This window comes from Streptomyces sp. NPDC048825 (genome assembly GCF_043198355.1).
Lineage (GTDB): Bacteria > Actinomycetota > Actinomycetes > Streptomycetales > Streptomycetaceae > Streptomyces > Streptomyces xiangluensis.
The window spans coordinates 42,264-58,184 of record NZ_JBICUR010000028.1; the positions used below are offsets into that span (position 1 = coordinate 42,264).

Genomic DNA, 15,921 nt, shown 5'->3' on the forward strand with positions numbered 1-15,921 from the left:
ACGTCATGAAAGCCCTCTTCGACGCCTCGGGCGAGGTACTCGTCGTCACCGGCGGCGCCCGCGGCATCGGTGCCGCCCTGGCCCGCGGTTACGCCGCCGCCGGCGGCACTTCGATCGTCCTCGACGTGACCCCGGCCGAGGAACTGGACGGCATCGACGGTATCGAGCAGTACGCGATCGACGTCTCCGACCGCGCCGCCGTCCACACCGCCGTACAGAAGGTCGTCGCGGACCACAGGCGCGTGGACGCCCTGGTTGCCGGGGCCGCCGTACAGCCGCGCACGCCTGTCTCCGAGACCTCTCCAGAGGAGTGGCGGCGCACGCTGTCCGTGAACCTCGACGGAGTGCTGTGGAGCTGCCAGGCAGTCCTGCCGCACATGAGGGAGCGCCGGTCCGGCGCCATCCTCGTCTTCGCCTCGGGCCTGGCCCACATGGGCCGCGCCGAGGCATCCGCCTACGCGGCCAGCAAGGGCGCGCTGATCCCGTTCGCCAAATCCCTGGCCGCAGAGGTGGCCGACGACCGCATCCGTGTCAACACCGTCCTCCCCGGCGTCATCGACACCCCGCAGTTCCGGGCCGCCAACCCCACTGGCGGCGAACGCGAGCACTGGGAGCGCACCACCGGCATCGGCACCCCGGAGGACGTCGTCGGTCCCCTGCTCTTCCTCCTCTCCGACGCGGCCACCATGACCGGCTCGACCCTCACCCGCGACCGCGCCTTCAGCACCAGCACGGAAGGAGTGACCCCGTGACGGCCGCTTACGACGACCTTCCCGTCGCCGTCATCGGCGCCGGACCCATCGGCCTCATCACCGCCCTCGGCCTCGTCCATCACGGCGTCCCCGTCGTCGTGTTCGAGGAGGACGACCGGCTCTCCCTCGACACCAAGGCAGGCACCGTCCTCACCCGCACCCTCGAAGTGCTGCACCGCTACGGCGCGCTGGACGACGTGCTGGGCGCGTCCCTGCGCATCGACGAGATCGGCGACCTCGACCGGGCCACCAACGTCTCGACGTTCAGTGTCCGGACGGCCGAGCTGACGGAGGACACCCGCTTCCCGTTCGTGATCAACATCCCCCAGCACCACCTCGAACCGGTGCTGCGGACCGCCCTGGAGAAGAAGGCGCCCGGCATCCTGCACATGGGCCACCGGCTGACCTCCTTCACCCAGCACGAGGACCACGTGGAACTGCGCCTGGACACCCCCGCCGGGGAACGCACCGTAGCCGCTCGGCACGTGCTGGCCTGTGACGGAGGCCGCTCCCAGGTGCGCGAGCAACTCGGCATCACCGTCGAGGGGAAGACCCTCGAAGAGCGCTACATGCTGGTCGACCTCAAGGCAGACCTCGATGTCGACAACCCCCGCGACTACCCCTACCTCGCCTACTTCGGCGACCCCGAGGAGTGGATGATCCTGGTCCGCCAGCCCCACTGCTGGCGCTTCCTCTATCCGCTCGCCGCGGGCCGTCCGGAGCCGGAACGGCACGAACTCGCCGCCAAGGCACGCCGGTTCATCGGCGACGTCAAGGACCTGGAGATCCTCGGCACCAACATCTACACCGTCCACCACCGGGTCGCCGACCGCTGGCAGGACGGCCGGATCCTGCTGATGGGCGACGCCGCCCACCTCATCACCCCCATGTGGGCGCTCGGCCTGAACACCGGTGTCCTCGACGCCTCCAACCTGCCCTGGCGGCTCGCCTGGGTGCGGCGCGGCTGGGCCGACGAGTCGCTGCTCTCCGGGTACGAGAAGGAACAGGCCCCCGTCGCGATCCAGGGCAGCGGCGAGATGGCCGAGGCCGCCCGCGCCTACATGGACCGCAGAAGAGGCTCGGTCGAAGCCATGACCGAGGGTGACTGGGGCAACGCCTTCACCCGAGCCCTGCTGGGCGTCCGGCTGGACGTGGACGGCTCCGGTGACTGGTCGATGGTGAAGAACGGCGACCGCCCGCTGCCAGTGGTCCCGGGCGACCGCGCTCCCGACCTGCCGCTGTTCGGCCCCGAGGGACGGGTGCACCTGCATGACCTGGCGGCCGACTCCTTCGTGGCCCTGTACTTCACCGACACTCGCCGCCGCCCCGCGATCCCGCCCCAGAACTCCCCGGCGCTGCGCCACTTCGCCGTCAGCCGCTGGGACGCCCCGCACGACTCAGGCTTGCGCGACCGGGCGCTCTTCGACCCGGGGGAGCGGGTACGGCAACGCTTCGGCGTCCCCGACGACACCCTCGTCCTGCTCCGCCCCGACGGCCATGTGGCCGCCCTCGTCCCCTACGACCGCGACGGCGACCACGACAAGGCGGCGGAGCTCTGCCAGCGGATCACGGGCCGCCCGGTCCCCCGGATCTGATGTCCAGTCAGGAGAACAGCACGTCATGACCAGCGCCTTCGCCCCCGACGGCTCCGAGGTCCAACTGGCCCCTGTCGGCCAGGAGATCGTCTTCGAGAACGCCCACGTACGGGTCTGGGAGATCACCCTGGAGCCGGGCGCCCATCAGCCCTGGCACCAGCACCTCAACCCCTACCTCGTCATCGCCCTCGAAGCCGCCGACAACCGCATCGACGCCCTGGCCGGCGGCGATCCCCGACTGGTCCACGAGCCGGCCGGCGGTGTCGTCTACCGCGAGCCCGGCGAGATCCACATGCTCACCAACCGCGGCACCACCCGGTACCGCAGCCGCCTCGTCGAACTGAAGGACCTCGGCGAGAACGCCACGACCGTCGCCCAGGAACACACCCATGACTGAACCCACCCTGGTGCCCGCGCCCCCACGCCCGGACGCGGTGTCCGCCGAGGAATGGGCGGAGAACCTCTCTGAACCCGCCGACTACGGCGGTGAGGGCCCCGACCGCTCCCGGGAGCAGAAGGCCGAGGGCCCGAACGGCGAAGCGCTGTTCCGCTTCCGCGAAGTCCTGCTCCAGACCCAGGATCTGGAGTGGCTGGACAAGACCCTGGCCGGGCTCACCCACAAGGCGCTGTGGCGCAACGAGGACACTGGGGCCTCCATCTCCCTGGTCCGGTTCCAGAAGGGCTCCGGCATCCCCTCACGCCACTCCCACGCCTCGAACCAGTTCATGTTCTGTCTCAAGGGCCGCTACATCTACGTGCCGACGGGGCTGACCCTGACCGAGGGCTCCTTCTACTGGAACCCCAAGGGCAGCCTGCACGGCCCGACCCTCGCCGAGGAGGAGTCGATCCTCCTGGAGGTCTACGACGGCCCCCACTACCCCACCCAGCCCGACTGGTACAGCAGTCCCGACGACGCCCGCTGAGGACGACTGACATGCCCAAGCAGGAAATCATCTCCCCCCAACTCGCCACTCCGAACGGGCACTTCGCCCAGGCGACGCAAGCCCGGACCCAGGGCCGACTGGTGTTCATCTCCGGCATGACCGCCCGCAACAAGGACGGCGGCGTCACCGGCGTCGGCGACATCACCACCCAGACCCACCAGGTGTGCGAGAACCTCCGAGCCGCCGTCGAGGCCGCCGGCGGAACCCTCGACGACATCGCCAGGGTCGACGTCTACGTCCGCAACATGGAGGACTTCGACGCCATCCACACCGTCCGCCGGCAGTACTTCACCGGTGTGGCACCCGCCTCGACGATGGTCGAGGTCTCGAAATTCGTGAACAAGGACTACCTGATCGAGATCAACGCGATCGCCGTGATCGAGGACTGAGGGCGGACGGTCGTATGAAACTCGCATCCTTCACCCTGGGCGGCGTGCGCCGGGCGGGCGCCGTGAAAGAGACCGAGCGGACGGTCACTGTGCTGCCGACGGAGCTCGGCACCGTGGACGACATCGTCCGCGGCGGCCCGGAGGCCCTCGACGCGGCCCGCACGGCACTCGGCGAGACGGTGCCGCTGTCCCAAGTCCGCCTGGAATCACCGCTGCACCGCTTCCACCGCGACATCCTGTGCACCGGCTGGAACTACTGGGACCACTTCGAGGAGTCGAAGGGCAAACGGGAGGGCCAGGACCCGGCCGCACGGCCCGAGCACCCCACCTTCTTCACCAAGGGCCCCGACACCGTCATCGGCCCGGTGGACGACATCGCGTACGATCCCGACCTCTCCGCCAAGTGGGACTACGAGGCCGAGATCGCGCTCGTCATCGGCCGCGACGGACGCTCGATCCCTGAGGAGAAGGCGCTGGACCACGTCTTCGGCTATCTCGTCGCCAACGACGTGTCCCAGCGTGATCTCCAGCGGGCGCACGGCGGCCAGTGGCTCAAGGGCAAGAGCATCGACGCGACCATGCCGCTCGGCCCGTGGCTGACCACCGCCGACGAGATCGACGACCTCACCGGCCTCCAGGTGCAGTGCGAGGTCAACGGCCGTCTGTTGCAGAACGCCTCCAGTGCCCACATGGCCTTCTCGTTCGCTCGTATCGTCGCCGAGCTGAGCCGCGGCATGACCCTGCGCGCCGGGGACGTGGTACTCACCGGCACCCCGAGCGGGATCGGCAACGCGCGCGAGCCGCAGATCTTCCTGCGCGACGGAGATGTGGTGGTCACCCGGGTCAGCGGTCTCGGCGAGCTGCGCAACAAGGTGGCGTCGACCCGGCTGGTGTGACCTGACCTGACCTGACCTGACCGTCCCGGCCACCGGTCCTGGGAGAGGAGGGCGGGCCGCGTACGAGGACCGCAAGACGACGAGGAGACTTCGGTGATCGACATCGCCGCGGAACTGGGGGAGTGGTGCGCGGACGGCCGTCCCTTCGCGCTGGCCACAGTCGTCGGCGTGCAGGGCAGCGCGCCCCGGCCACCGGGCACCTGCGTCGCGGTCGACGTCGCGGGACAGGTGCTCGGCAGCCTCTCCGGCGGCTGCATCGAGGGCGCGGTGTACGAGCTGGCCCTGGAGGTGCTGAAGACCGAGCGCCCCCAGCGGGCTTCCTTCGGCTACAGCGACTCCGACGCCTTCGCGGTCGGACTGACCTGCGGCGGCACCATCGACATCCTGGTGCGGCCCGTGGTGGACGAGACCTCCCGGGACGCCATCCGGTACGTCCTCGACGCCCTCGCCGAGGGCCGGCCCGTCGCTCTGGTCACCGTCGTGGACGGCCCCGCGGGCACGCTCGGCACGGCCAGGGCCCTCACCGCCTCCGCCTCGGCGGGCGACCCGCCCGTCCATCGGGACGCGGACCGGGCCAGCCGCGCCCTGCTCGCCCGCGGCTCCCACGGCACGCACCGCTACGCCGCGGACGGAGGCTGCGACCCCGCGTCGGGGGAGGTGGAGGCCACGCGCCGCCAGCCGTACATCGAATCCTTCACCGCCGCGTACGCCTCTCCGCCGCGCCTACTGGTCTACGGTGCGATCGACTTCGCCGCCGCCGTCGCTGGGATCGGCCGTTTCCTCGGCTACCACGTCACCGTCTGCGACGCACGGGAGGTGTTCACCACCCGGGAGCGTTTCCCCGACGCCGACGAGGTGGTCGTCGACTGGCCGCACCGGCACCTTCGTTCCCTCGCCGACACCGGCGCCCTGGACGAGCGCACCGTCGTCTGCGTCCTCACCCATGACGCCAAGTTCGACCTCCCCCTGCTGGACCTCGCACTCCGCCTCCCCCTCGGTTACGTCGGTGCCATGGGCTCCCGCCGCACCCACACCCAGCGGCTCGAGGCCCTGCGCGCCACGGACCTGACGGAAGACCAACTGGCCCGCCTCCACTCGCCCATCGGACTGGACATCGGCGCGAACACACCGGAGGAGACCGCGGTTTCCATCGCTGCGGACATCATCGCCGCCCGCACGGGCGCCCCGTGCCGCCCGTTGCATACCACCGACGGCCCTATCCACCGCCCTGCGGGAGCCAGGCGCGCCCCCGAACCATCAAGGCACCGCTGAAGGGATCCTGCCCGATGGCTGAACAGACCGCCGCCCTGTCCGTCGCATACCCGGCGCTGCGCAGTACCGTGCTGAGACCAAGAGGCTGAGAGCCGTCAGGGCTGGGCCCGTCGGCCCGTTGTCACACACCGGGCCGACGGGCCGCGTACCTCGATGAGGTTTACGCGGACCACGGTCATGGCCCCCGTGGGCCCGGACACTTGGAAGTTGGACCCGCCGAGGCCGGAAGAGACGCCGAACCCGAGCGGCAGGGCCACGATCGCCACTGTGAGGCCGGCGAGCAGGTCCCGCCTGGGGGCGCGTCGCATGTCCGTCAGGTCGGCGCGGGTGGGCAGGAGCGCGGTGAGCCGAACCGCTGCCCGGCTGATCGCCGATGTCATCACACGGCGACCTCGTTTTCCCGCAGCTCGGCCAACTGCTCGCCCTGCCCGGCGAGCATCTCGGTGAGGATCCGGCGCGCTCAGACGATTGACGTTCCTGGCGGACGACGCCGTCGGCTGTGACGCTCGTTTGACGCTCTGGGCGCCCGCACGCGGGAAAATGAGCCGAGAAACCGGCTCTGACCTGGGCCTTTCCGAGAGCCGCCCAGGCCGACATTTTTCCGATGACGCATCATGTGGAGTGCGTGGCGATCCTCGAACCGGCCGCGAAGGGCTCCTGACCAGCGGCTCATGACCAACTCCCTTGTTGGACGCGGACTGGGTGGGACTGCGTGGGACCGGCTGTTTGACGGCGATGGGATTCACCGGGGAGCCGACGGCTCCGGTGATGGGGCGGGGCGCGGCGGTGAGCCAGAACTCATACACGCAGTCGGCCGCGCAGTCGGCGTCGAGGGCGTCGAGGTCCCACATCTCACCGATGAGCAGCCCGATGTGGGGAATGGCGACCTGGTGCAGCGGCTGGAAGGTGTGGTCGAACTCGTTGGGCCGTACTTCGAATCCCCAGGTGTCGGTGGCGATCGCGGTGATCTCCGTGCGGTGCAGCCAGCCGGCGGCGGTGAACGACAGGCCGGGCGCGTCGCCGCCCGCGTAGTCGCCCCAGCCCTCACGCCGGACGCGGGTCGGCTGTCCGGTCCGCACGAGGAGGATGTCGCCGCGGCCGAGGGTGACGCCGTGGACCTCGGCGGTGTCGGCCAGGTGCTCCTCTGATGGCGAAGCCGTCAGTTCGCCCGGGGCACCGCCGACGACCAGGCCCACGTCGAGCAGGAGGCCGCGCCCGGCGCATGCGGGGCCATCTGCTTGATGCCGGTGACCAGGTCGCCCTCGGAGGTGACTATCGCCCCGGAGTTCACTTCTCAACCGCCGAGAACCCTCGCCGCAAGCTCCCCGGAGATCACGCGCGGCTGTGTCAGCCCTCGCGGCGCAGGGCGGCGGGCGTGGTACCGAGGTGGGAGCGGATCACCCGGGTGAGGTGCTCCTGGTGGGAGAAGCCGCACATCGCCGCCACCTGCGCGATGGGCATGGTTCCCGCCCGCAGCAGGCGAGCGGCCTGTTCCACGCGCAGCCGCATCAGGTACCGGTGCGGGGGGCACCCCGTGCGGGTCTTGAAACGCCGGGCGAACTGGCTGACGCTCAGCCCCGTCTCCGAGGCGAGGTCCTCCAGCGACAGCGGCTCGGAAAGCCGGGCGTCGAGGAGCTCCCGAACGGCCGTGAACTGACGGTCGGTGAGCCCGGCCGGCCGCCCCGACGGCTCGGCGTCCTGCTGTCGTACGCCGTGGCGGCGGGCCAGTTGGGCAGCGGTCATGACCGCGAGCTGGTCGACATAGGTGCGCCCGCTGGGCTCCCAGTGCCGTACGACACCGTCGAGCGCCAGAACGAGCTGCTCCAGCAGTGGGTCCGTACTGCCGAACTCCTCCTTGAGCCGCATCGGCCGACCGTCGTCCGCCGTCGCCTGGAGAACCGCGTCCGACACATAGACGTGCACCGTGTTCAGGCAGCCGCCGAGTTCCACGTCCAGCTCCGTGCCGGCCGGATGCAGAAACAGACCGCCGGGGGGCACCTGCCGGGTGGCGGTCAGCCCGCGGCGTCCGCGCCGGACGGTGACCGGGCCGTCCAGATGCAGGATCACCAGGTGGCTGCCGGCTCCCTGGAAGGAATCCCGGTACGGCAGCTCCCGCTGCGTCGACACGTACAGCCGCTCCCAGCCGAGACCCGCGCTGCTGCGGACCTGGCGCACCCCTGGCCGGGTCAGTATTCCGTGGGTGTCGCCCAGCCCGAGCTCGCTCATGCGGCCTCCTTGTCGGCACAGTCTCTCCACTGTCCGCACGGGTGGGCAAGCCCGGACCAGGACGGCGGCCGACGCCGCGTTTGTGCAAGGGGACGCCGTGAACGTGCAGGAAAGACTTCCGCACGAAGCCGATACTGCGGCAGACACCCCCTACACCCGCAGCATGGAGAGCCGCTTCATGAGGAGTTTTGTTCACACAGCCAGCCCGAGCCGCGTGCTGTTCGGTGCGGGGACGGTCCGGCAGGTCGCTGCGGAGGCGGACCGGCTGGGCGCGTCCCGCGTGCTGCTGCTCTCCAGTCCGCCGCTGGAGAAGTACGCCGCCCGGCTGCGGGATGTCCTGGGCGGTCTCCTGGTCGCCGAGTTCGACGGTGCGGCCATGCACACCCCTGTCGAGGTGACCGAGCGGGCCCTGGACGTGGTGCGCGACCACCGCGTGGACTGCCTGGTGGCGATCGGCGGCGGCTCGACGACGGGGCTGGCGAAGGCGTTGGCGGTACGCACGGATCTGCCGCAGGTCATCGTGCCGACCACGTATGCCGGTTCCGAGGTCACACCGGTGCTCGGCGAGACGGAGGACGGCCGGAAGGTCACCCGGTCCTCGCCCGCGATCCTGCCGGAGACGGTCGTGTACGACGTGGACCTCACCCTCGGTCTCCCCGCCACGATGTCGATCACCAGTGGCGTCAACGCGCTGGCCCACGCGGTGGAAGCCCTCTACTCCCCGGATGCCGATCCGGTCATCGATGCCATGGCCCTGGAGGCGGTCGCCGCGATCGCCCGATCGCTTCCCGCCGTCCACGACGACCCGTCCGACGCGGAGGCACGGGCGGAGCTGCTGAAAGCGGCGTGGCTGGCGGGCACGTGTCTCGGTGCCGTCGGGATGGGGCTGCACCACAAGCTGTGTCACACGCTGGGCGGCACCTTCGGCCTTCCCCATGCCGAGACCCACACCGTGGTCCTTCCGCACGTCATGGCGTACAACGCGCCCGCCGCGGCGGACGCGATGGAGCGCATCGCCCGCGCGCTGGGTGTGCCCGACGCCCCCACAGGCGTTTTCGACCTGGTCCGCCGGGTCGGCGGTCCGACGTCCCTGCGGGACCTCGGTATGGCCGAGGGCGACCTGGACCGCGCCGTGGAGCCGGCCGCCTCGCAGCCTTACCCGAATCCGCGAGAACTGTCCCGCGACGGCATCGCGGACCTGCTGCGGGACGCCTGGGAAGGCCGCCGGCCGACGGGAGCCGCTCCCTCCGTACCCGACCTGAGCGCGCTGACCGACGAGGTCGTGGCGAGCTTCGACGGCTATGCGGACCCGCGGGGCAGGGAGCTGCTGACCGATCTCGTCCGTACCCTGCACGGCTACGCGATCCGCAACGATCTCACGCCGCCGGAGTGGCAGCGGGCCATCGGCTTCCTCACCGAGGCCGGCCACATCACCACCGGGACGAGGCAGGAGTTCATCCTCCTCTCCGACACCCTCGGCGTGTCCAGTGTGGTCGACGCCCTGGCCAACTCCCGTACCCCAGACACCACTTCCTCGGCGATCCTCGGCCCCTTCTACGTGGCCGGCCCGCCGGCCGCGGAACACGGCAGCGACATCGCGGGAGGGCTCAGCGGCACGCCGCTGTGGTCGGACATCCGCGTGACCGGCCCGGAGGGGAAACCGGTCGCGGAAGCGGTCGTGGACGTGTGGCAGTCCAACGAGGACGGTTTCTACGACGTCCAGCTCCCCGACCTCGAAGGCCCCGTGCTCCGCGCGCGGTTCACCACCGACGCCGGCGGCAGGCTCACGTTCTGGTCGATCCTCCCGTCGGAATACCCGATCCCGGACGACGGCCCGGTCGGCAGGATGCTCTCCGCCGTGGGCCGCCACCCTTACCGCGCACCGCACCTGCACTTCCTGATCAACGCTCCCGGATACCAGCCGCTGGTCACCCAGCTGTTCGTACGGGGCGGGGCCTATCTGGACGGAGCCCCCGGCCAGCGCGACGCGGTCTTCGGCGTCAAGGACGATCTGATCACCGACTTCACCCCGCGCACCGGCCCGACGCCCGACGGCCGGCCGGTCGACGGCGAGTGGCGCCTGCTCGACTTCACTTTCCGCATCGCGCGCCTCGCGCGCTGATTCCACGCTTCCCCATATCCCCAGATCCCCTGATCAGCTCCGACGGAGACAGCATGAGCCTGCCTGAAAGCCCTGAAAGCCCTGAAAGCCCTGAAAGTTACGACACCGACGTCCTCGTCATCGGCAGCGGACCTGCCGGTGGTTCCGCGGCCCTGATGCTGGCCACCTACGGTGTGCGCACCCAGCTGGTCACCAAGTACGGGTGGCTCGCCGACACTCCGCGCGCCCACATCACCAACCAGCGCACCATGGAGGTCTTCCGCGACCTCGGAATCGAACAGGAGGCGCTGGAGAAGGGCACGCCGAGCTCTCTGATGGGCGACACAGTGTTCGCCACCTCGCTGCTGGGCGACGAGATCGGCCGCATGCGTACCTGGGGCACCGGCGACGAAAGCCTGAGCGAATACGCGGCGCAGAGTCCCTGCGGGATGATCGACCTCCCCCAGACCTATCTGGAGCCCATCCTCCTGCAGAACGCCGCCAAGCGCGGCGCGGTGGTCAACCTGAACACCGAGCTCCTCGGCTTCGAACAGGACGCCGACGGAGTGACTGCCACCCTGCGCGACCGACCCGGCCGACGCGAGTACACCGTGCGGGCCCGCTACATGGTCGGCGCCGACGGCGGCCGAAGCATCGTCGCGGACAAGCTCGGGCTGCCCATGGAGGGGCAGATGGGCAAGGCCGGCAGCATGAACATCGTCTTCAGGGCCGACCTCACGCGATACGTCGCGCACCGTCCCAGCGTCCTGTACTGGATCATGCGGCCGGGCGCCGACGTCGGCGGTATCGGCATGGGCCTGCTGCGTATGGTCAGGCCCTGGAACGAGTGGCTCATCGTCTGGGGTTACGACATCGACAACCCCCCTCCGGCCGTCACCGACGAGTCGGCGACAGCGATCGTCCGCGACCTTGTCGGCGACGACGACCTCGACGTACAGATCGACAGCGCCGCCCTGTGGACGGTCAACCACGCGTACGCGACTCGGCTTTCGGGCGGCCGCGTCTTCTGCGCCGGGGACGCGGTGCACCGGCACCCGCCGTCCAACGGCCTCGGGTCAAACACCTCGGTCCAGGACTCCTACAACTTGGCCTGGAAGCTGGCGGCCGTCATCAGGGGACAGGCCGGGCCGGAACTGCTGGAGACCTACTGCGAGGAGAGAGCCCCTGTCGCCAAGCAGATCGTCGAGCGCGCGAACCTTTCCCGGGACCAGTTCCTCCCCTTGTTCGAGGCCCTCGGCGTCGTCGGCGGGGATGAAGAGGGGATCACCAAAGCACTGCGCGCCGCGCGGCAGCCGGACGCCGAGGGGGCGAAGAAACGGCGGGCCATCCACGAGGCGATCGAGCTGAAGCACTACGAGTTCAACGCCCACGGGGTCGAACACAACCAGCGGTACACGTCGTCGGCCGTCGTCCCCGACGGCACCGTCGAAGATGTCACCCGCGACGACGAACTCTTCGGACGCCCGACCTCTCGCCCCGGTGCCAAACTGCCGCACGCCTGGCTCGTCGACACACACGGCAAGCGGATATCGACGCTCGACCTGGTCGGCGGCGGCAGATTCTCCGTCCTGACCGGCCTGTCCGGAACACAGTGGACAGACGCCGCCGACGCCCTTGGAGAGGAACTCGGCCTCGACCTGCGCGACGTCGTCGTCGACCGCGACGCGCACGACGCCTACGGCGAGTGGAGCCGCCGCGCCGGGATCGACGAAGACGGCGTGCTGCTGATCCGCCCCGACGGTTACGTGGCCTGGCGCAAGCCGAGCGGTGCGTCCGGCATCGGCGAGGCGACCCGTCTGCTCCGGGAGGCGCTGGCCACGGTGCTCTGTCGGCCTGCACGGTCGCCCCGTTGAGGCGCGACCCCGGCCCGCAGATGCACCGGAGGGCACTGGGACGGGCCGCTGGCTGGAGCCGTCGGCCAGAGGGCTGGTGCCGAAGAGGGTGACGCGGTGGCGGGCGGCGAGTTCCCACAGGACGTCCGGGCGGGCGGACGGGGCCGGGCTGCCGTCGTAGTCATCGCGCGGTGCTCGAGTGCGGGGCGGCAGGAAGCCGAGGGCGATCACGTCCACCATGCCCTGCGTCGCCTCACCGCCGTTCGCGGACAGTGCCGCGATGCCGCTGGACCTCACTCACTCCCTACATCCGGCAAGGTCCACCGAACCGGGTGATTGCTCTTGGAATGAAGATGCTGGTGTTGCCCATGTCACCTTTCCTGCGGGGGAGTTCGGCCTGTTCGAGGGATGCGCGCCGGTAACGTTCCGGTGTCGGTACGGGCAAGACATCCGGGGGTCCGGTGGTGATGCGGCGCATGGCGGCAGCAGCCGTGCTGCTGGCTGCTGCCGTCCTGCTGCACTTCGGACTGCCCCACCACTCCTCGGCCGCTCCGGGCGCGGTGTCCGCCGTGGCACCCGTAATCGAAGCGGAGTCCAGGGCGGCGCAGGGTTCCGTGTCCACCGTGGCTCAGGCCGGTACCCGGTCGCAGCACCACGAGGCCGCCGACGACGTTCTTGCCATGCCGCCCCGGGCAGTTCACCTCGTCGAGCCGCCGTCGCTCGCCGAGGACGCGAGCGCGAGCGCGACGATCACGTTCCTCGTCATCGTGTCCGGCGTGCCGCATCCCCGGGCTGCGAGAGACGCCTGGAACCCCGGCGGCGGACTCGCGCCCGACCCCACCACCCTGCAGACCTTCCGCTGCTGATCGGCAGCGTGCTCCGCGCACCGTCCCCACCACCGGTACGCACCTCCATCGTCGACCGAGCGTTCAACGGGCCGCTCGCCACGGCTTGTTGACGCGTATCCGGACGCGCGCAGCACGCACTCTTCGCGCCTTCCCTCCGCGAGAGCCCCACGAAGAGTCACGAGGCCGATATTCATGCACACGCTCATCGAGCACGCCCGAACGTTCCCCGCGAAGACCGCCGACCAGCAGGAGGAGCTCGGGCTGCCGGCCGGGAGCCTGCCCGCGCACCAGTCCATCGAGCTGAACCTCGCTGGGCTGCGGCTCCCCTGCCACCCTGCGGATATTCCATGACATACAGGGGTGAACGGTACCCGGCGTTCACCCGTACCCCTTGTCGTACTCCTGGCCGCTGACCGCGGGCGGGAACAGCCTGGAGACGGAGAGGCACGTGCCACAGCATCCCGAGCAGTCAGAACAGCCAGAGCGGTCAGAGGGGGGACGCACCGGCCGCACCCTGCCCACGGCCCGCCTGGTGCGCGGCGCCGCGCTGGCCGCGAGCCTGGCCCTCCTTCCCCTGGCCACGGCCTGCAGCGGGGGCGCGGACGGTGCCGTGGAGGACCGCAAGCCCTCGACCAGCCCCGTGGCCGAGGCCGTGGCCCCTGCGAAGGTCGAGGTGATCGCCAACCTGACCGGCTGCAAGCCCAAGATCCGCATCGAGGCGGACCAACTGCGCCAGGGCCTCTGCCACACGAAGAAGGTCGACTACCTCATCACCACCTTCCCCGAGGAGAAGTACAAGCAGACCTGGCTGGACTCCGCCGCCATCTACGGCGGCAAGTACCTGGTCGGCTCGCGCTGGGTCCTCAGCGCGAAAGAGCCGGAGATGCTGGAGCAGTTCCGTACCAAGCTCGGCGGGAAGATTCAGCAACTGCGGGGCATCGGCCCGACTCCGGCCCCGAGCGCGTCGTAGCGACAGCCCCACCCCTCACACCGCATGGCCCGCATCCGCACCGTACGACTCACCCTGGAGGCTGCCCTCATGCTCGTGGCATCGCGCCGGGCCAGGAAACCGCTGACCGCCCTGCTCCTGGCCGGAGCCGTGCTCGCCGTCCTCCTCGTCGGCGCCGGACCCGCCTCCGCCCACGCCACCCTGACCGGGTCCGAACCGGCCGACGTATCGGTCCTCAAGACGGCCCCGAAGCAGGTCACGCTCACCTTCAGCGAAGGCGTCAGCCTCGCCGACGGCTCACTGCGCGTACTGTCCCCGAAGAACGAGCGGGTCGACCGGGGCGCGGTCACGCGCGCGGGCGGGAAGGCCGACACCGCCCGCGTGAGGCTGAGCGGCAAGCTGCCCGAAGGCACCTACACGGTGTCCTGGCGGGTCGTCTCCGCGGACGGTCACCCGATCTCCGGTGCGTTCACCTTCTCCATCGGCGAACCATCCGCCACCTCCGCCGCCGCGCCGTCGGCCGAGACCTCGGCCGACACCGCCGCCTCCCGCCTCTACGACGCCTTCCGCTACGTCGCGTACGGCGGCCTCGCCCTGCTCATCGGCGTCGCCATGTTCACCCTCGCGTGCTGGCCCGCCGGCGCAGGTCTGCGCCCGCTGCGCAGGCTGCTGCTGACCGGCTGGACGGCGCTGTTCGCCTCCACGGTCGTCCTGCTGCTGCTCCGTGGCCCGTACGAGACCGGCCGGGGACTCACCGCGGTGTTCGACCTGTCGCTCCTGGGCCGGACCGTCACGGGCAGGGGCGGGCTGGCCCTGGGGGCACGGCTGTTGCTGCTCGCCGTGGCGGGAATCCTTGCCGCGCGGTTGGCGACCCGGCTCCGAGGCAGTTCCGAGGCGAGGCGTCACGGTTCGGCCGCTGACGCCGCTCCACCGGCGCACCCGTCGCCCGCTCCCCGTGCCGACGCAGCTGACCGGCCCGCCGGGGAACGGCAGTTCGGGACCGGGGTGTACGGGGCGGGTGTGCTGTTCGCCGTGGGGCTGGCCCTCACCTGGGCCGTTGCCGACCACGCCGCCACCGGTATCCAGGTCCCGTTGGCGATCCCCGTCTCCGTGCTGCATCTGCTTGCCATGGCGGTGTGGCTGGGTGGTCTGCTTGCGCTGGCCGTCGCCCTGTTCCGGGCACCCGCAGGCACGGTGATCCCGGCAGCAGCGGTGGCGCGCTTCTCCCGGCTGGCGTTCACCGCGGTCGTCGTCCTGGTCGCAACCGGCGTCTACCAGTCCTGGCGACAGGTCGGCTCCTTGGAGGCCCTGGCCACCACCGAGTACGGCAGGCTCCTCAATCTCAAGGTTGCCGCTGTGGTCCTGGTACTGACCGCGGCGGCATTCTCCCGCCAGTGGACCGCACAACTCGGCCACCGGCCGCAACCGCCGGAAACCCTCCCGGCGACTGCCCCTCAGCGCACCCGCCTGGCACAGACCGTCGGCGCCGGTGCCCCCTCGGGCGGCGACACAACCGAGGACACGGACGCCGACAGGCCGCCCGCCGCGGCCGACAGCCCCGCCGGCTCAGACTCCCCGTCCGAGTCCGGCCGCCACCTGCGTGGCCTGCGCCGATCGGTCGCCGCCGAGGCCGTCCTCGGGGTGGTGGTCCTGGCGATCACCACGGTGCTCACCGGCACCCAGCCGAGCCGTGCCGCCGTGGAGAGCGCCGCCGCGACCGCCGCAGCCCAGGCTCCCAAGGCGAGCGTGGCCGTGGTCCCGTTCGATGTCGGCACCCCGAACGGGCACGGCAGAGCGCAGATCACCTTCGCGCCGGGGCAGGTGGGCGACAACACCGTGGAGGCCATCGTGTACGGGCCCGACGGGGGCCCGTCCTCGGTTCCCGAACTCCGTCTCACCCTCACCCACCGTGCCCAGCGGATCGGTCCGCTGGATGCGAAACTCGTTGACCGGGGAGGCTATTGGGCCACCGACCGCCTGCGGCTTCCCCTGCCCGGTACCTGGACCCTGCGGGTCACGGTGCGCACCTCCGGCATCGACCAGGTCACCGTCTCCAAGAACGTGACCATCAGGCCGCTGCCGACCTGACCCGCTGT

General features: G+C 70.6%; 15 protein-coding genes and 1 pseudogene. 13 read left to right on the forward strand and 3 right to left on the reverse strand.

Features of this window, described 5'->3' with window-relative positions:
* The first annotated feature begins 5 nt into the window (after nt 1-5).
* The 7 genes from ACGFNK_RS42565 (at nt 6) to ACGFNK_RS42595 (ending at nt 5,848) form a co-directional block, all read left to right on the forward strand.
* Nucleotides 6-752, forward strand: a complete 747-nt coding sequence (locus tag ACGFNK_RS42565; RefSeq protein ID WP_386355710.1) for an SDR family NAD(P)-dependent oxidoreductase — start codon at nt 6-8, stop codon at nt 750-752.
* Nucleotides 749-2,347 carry an FAD-dependent monooxygenase gene (locus ACGFNK_RS42570; RefSeq protein WP_393425764.1) on the forward strand — a complete coding sequence of 533 codons (1,599 nt, stop codon included), beginning with the start codon at nt 749-751 and terminating at the stop codon, nt 2,345-2,347. The genes ACGFNK_RS42565 and ACGFNK_RS42570 overlap by 4 nt, the downstream gene beginning before the upstream one ends.
* A 25-nt stretch (nt 2,348-2,372) precedes the next feature.
* The gene (locus ACGFNK_RS42575; protein ID WP_386355704.1) at nt 2,373-2,744 is read left to right on the forward strand and encodes a hypothetical protein; all 372 of its coding nucleotides are present in this window, start codon (nt 2,373-2,375) and stop codon (nt 2,742-2,744) included.
* Nucleotides 2,737-3,270 (forward strand): cupin domain-containing protein, encoded by a 534-nt coding sequence (locus tag ACGFNK_RS42580; RefSeq protein WP_393425767.1) that lies wholly within the window; start codon nt 2,737-2,739, stop codon nt 3,268-3,270. The genes ACGFNK_RS42575 and ACGFNK_RS42580 overlap by 8 nt, the downstream gene beginning before the upstream one ends.
* 11 nt (nt 3,271-3,281) lie before the next feature.
* Complete coding sequence (locus ACGFNK_RS42585; RefSeq protein ID WP_386355700.1) at nt 3,282-3,680, forward strand: RidA family protein; 399 nt, start codon at nt 3,282-3,284, stop codon at nt 3,678-3,680.
* A 14-nt stretch (nt 3,681-3,694) separates the two neighbouring features.
* Complete coding sequence (locus ACGFNK_RS42590; RefSeq protein WP_393425771.1) at nt 3,695-4,576, forward strand: fumarylacetoacetate hydrolase family protein; 882 nt, start codon at nt 3,695-3,697, stop codon at nt 4,574-4,576.
* Nucleotides 4,577-4,669: 93 nt separating this feature from the next.
* Nucleotides 4,670-5,848, forward strand: a complete 1,179-nt coding sequence (locus ACGFNK_RS42595; protein WP_393425774.1) for an XdhC family protein — start codon at nt 4,670-4,672, stop codon at nt 5,846-5,848.
* Nucleotides 5,849-5,943: 95 nt separating this feature from the next.
* Here ACGFNK_RS42595 and ACGFNK_RS42600 read toward each other — a convergent pair whose 3' ends face one another.
* The 3 genes and pseudogenes from ACGFNK_RS42600 to ACGFNK_RS42610 form a co-directional block, all read right to left on the reverse strand.
* A complete protein-coding gene (locus tag ACGFNK_RS42600) occupies nt 5,944-6,228 on the reverse strand; it encodes a hypothetical protein (protein ID WP_393425916.1) in 285 nt (94 codons plus the stop codon).
* Nucleotides 6,229-6,573: 345 nt separating this feature from the next.
* Nucleotides 6,574-7,124 (reverse strand): annotated as a pseudogene (locus ACGFNK_RS42605) (cyclase family protein); the annotation flags it as partial.
* Between the two features lie 71 nt (nt 7,125-7,195).
* Nucleotides 7,196-8,074: a helix-turn-helix domain-containing protein gene (locus tag ACGFNK_RS42610; protein ID WP_393425777.1), complete on the reverse strand. Its 879-nt coding sequence runs from the start codon at nt 8,072-8,074 to the stop codon at nt 7,196-7,198.
* A 178-nt stretch (nt 8,075-8,252) separates the two neighbouring features.
* Here ACGFNK_RS42610 and ACGFNK_RS42615 point away from each other — a divergent pair, with 178 nt between their 5' ends.
* From ACGFNK_RS42615 to ACGFNK_RS42640, 6 genes are all read left to right on the forward strand, one after another.
* Nucleotides 8,253-10,196: a maleylacetate reductase and hydroxyquinol 1,2-dioxygenase domain-containing protein gene (locus tag ACGFNK_RS42615; protein ID WP_393425780.1), complete on the forward strand. Its 1,944-nt coding sequence runs from the start codon at nt 8,253-8,255 to the stop codon at nt 10,194-10,196.
* 53 nt (nt 10,197-10,249) lie between these two features.
* Nucleotides 10,250-12,049, forward strand: a complete 1,800-nt coding sequence (locus ACGFNK_RS42620) for an FAD-dependent monooxygenase (RefSeq protein WP_393425783.1) — start codon at nt 10,250-10,252, stop codon at nt 12,047-12,049.
* A gap of 455 nt (nt 12,050-12,504) precedes the next feature.
* Entirely contained in the window at nt 12,505-12,894 is a 390-nt protein-coding gene (locus ACGFNK_RS42625; protein ID WP_393425786.1) for a hypothetical protein, read from the forward strand.
* Nucleotides 12,895-13,068: 174 nt separating this feature from the next.
* Complete coding sequence (locus ACGFNK_RS42630; RefSeq protein ID WP_393425789.1) at nt 13,069-13,227, forward strand: hypothetical protein; 159 nt, start codon at nt 13,069-13,071, stop codon at nt 13,225-13,227.
* A 97-nt stretch (nt 13,228-13,324) separates the two neighbouring features.
* Nucleotides 13,325-13,846 (forward strand): hypothetical protein, encoded by a 522-nt coding sequence (locus ACGFNK_RS42635; RefSeq protein WP_393425792.1) that lies wholly within the window; start codon nt 13,325-13,327, stop codon nt 13,844-13,846.
* Between the two features lie 24 nt (nt 13,847-13,870).
* Nucleotides 13,871-15,913: a copper resistance CopC/CopD family protein gene (locus ACGFNK_RS42640; RefSeq protein ID WP_393425795.1), complete on the forward strand. Its 2,043-nt coding sequence runs from the start codon at nt 13,871-13,873 to the stop codon at nt 15,911-15,913.
* Nucleotides 15,914-15,921: the final 8 nt, after the last annotated feature.

What these genes read in the sequence shown, in the direction of transcription:
- ACGFNK_RS42615 (WP_393425780.1), top strand. Translation starts at nt 8,253, where the DNA reads ATGAGGAGTTTTGTTCACACAGCCAGCCCGAGCCGCGTGCTGTTCGGT.
- ACGFNK_RS42610 (WP_393425777.1), bottom strand. Translation starts at nt 8,074, where the DNA reads ATGAGCGAGCTCGGGCTGGGCGACACCCACGGAATACTGACCCGGCCA.
- ACGFNK_RS42575 (WP_386355704.1), top strand. Translation starts at nt 2,373, where the DNA reads ATGACCAGCGCCTTCGCCCCCGACGGCTCCGAGGTCCAACTGGCCCCT.
- ACGFNK_RS42640 (WP_393425795.1), top strand. Translation starts at nt 13,871, where the DNA reads ATGGCCCGCATCCGCACCGTACGACTCACCCTGGAGGCTGCCCTCATG.
- ACGFNK_RS42630 (WP_393425789.1), top strand. Translation starts at nt 13,069, where the DNA reads ATGCACACGCTCATCGAGCACGCCCGAACGTTCCCCGCGAAGACCGCC.
- ACGFNK_RS42590 (WP_393425771.1), top strand. Translation starts at nt 3,695, where the DNA reads ATGAAACTCGCATCCTTCACCCTGGGCGGCGTGCGCCGGGCGGGCGCC.
- ACGFNK_RS42600 (WP_393425916.1), bottom strand. Translation starts at nt 6,228, where the DNA reads ATGACATCGGCGATCAGCCGGGCAGCGGTTCGGCTCACCGCGCTCCTG.
- ACGFNK_RS42580 (WP_393425767.1), top strand. Translation starts at nt 2,737, where the DNA reads ATGACTGAACCCACCCTGGTGCCCGCGCCCCCACGCCCGGACGCGGTG.
- ACGFNK_RS42565 (WP_386355710.1), top strand. Translation starts at nt 6, where the DNA reads ATGAAAGCCCTCTTCGACGCCTCGGGCGAGGTACTCGTCGTCACCGGC.
- ACGFNK_RS42620 (WP_393425783.1), top strand. Translation starts at nt 10,250, where the DNA reads ATGAGCCTGCCTGAAAGCCCTGAAAGCCCTGAAAGCCCTGAAAGTTAC.
- ACGFNK_RS42625 (WP_393425786.1), top strand. Translation starts at nt 12,505, where the DNA reads ATGGCGGCAGCAGCCGTGCTGCTGGCTGCTGCCGTCCTGCTGCACTTC.
- ACGFNK_RS42585 (WP_386355700.1), top strand. Translation starts at nt 3,282, where the DNA reads ATGCCCAAGCAGGAAATCATCTCCCCCCAACTCGCCACTCCGAACGGG.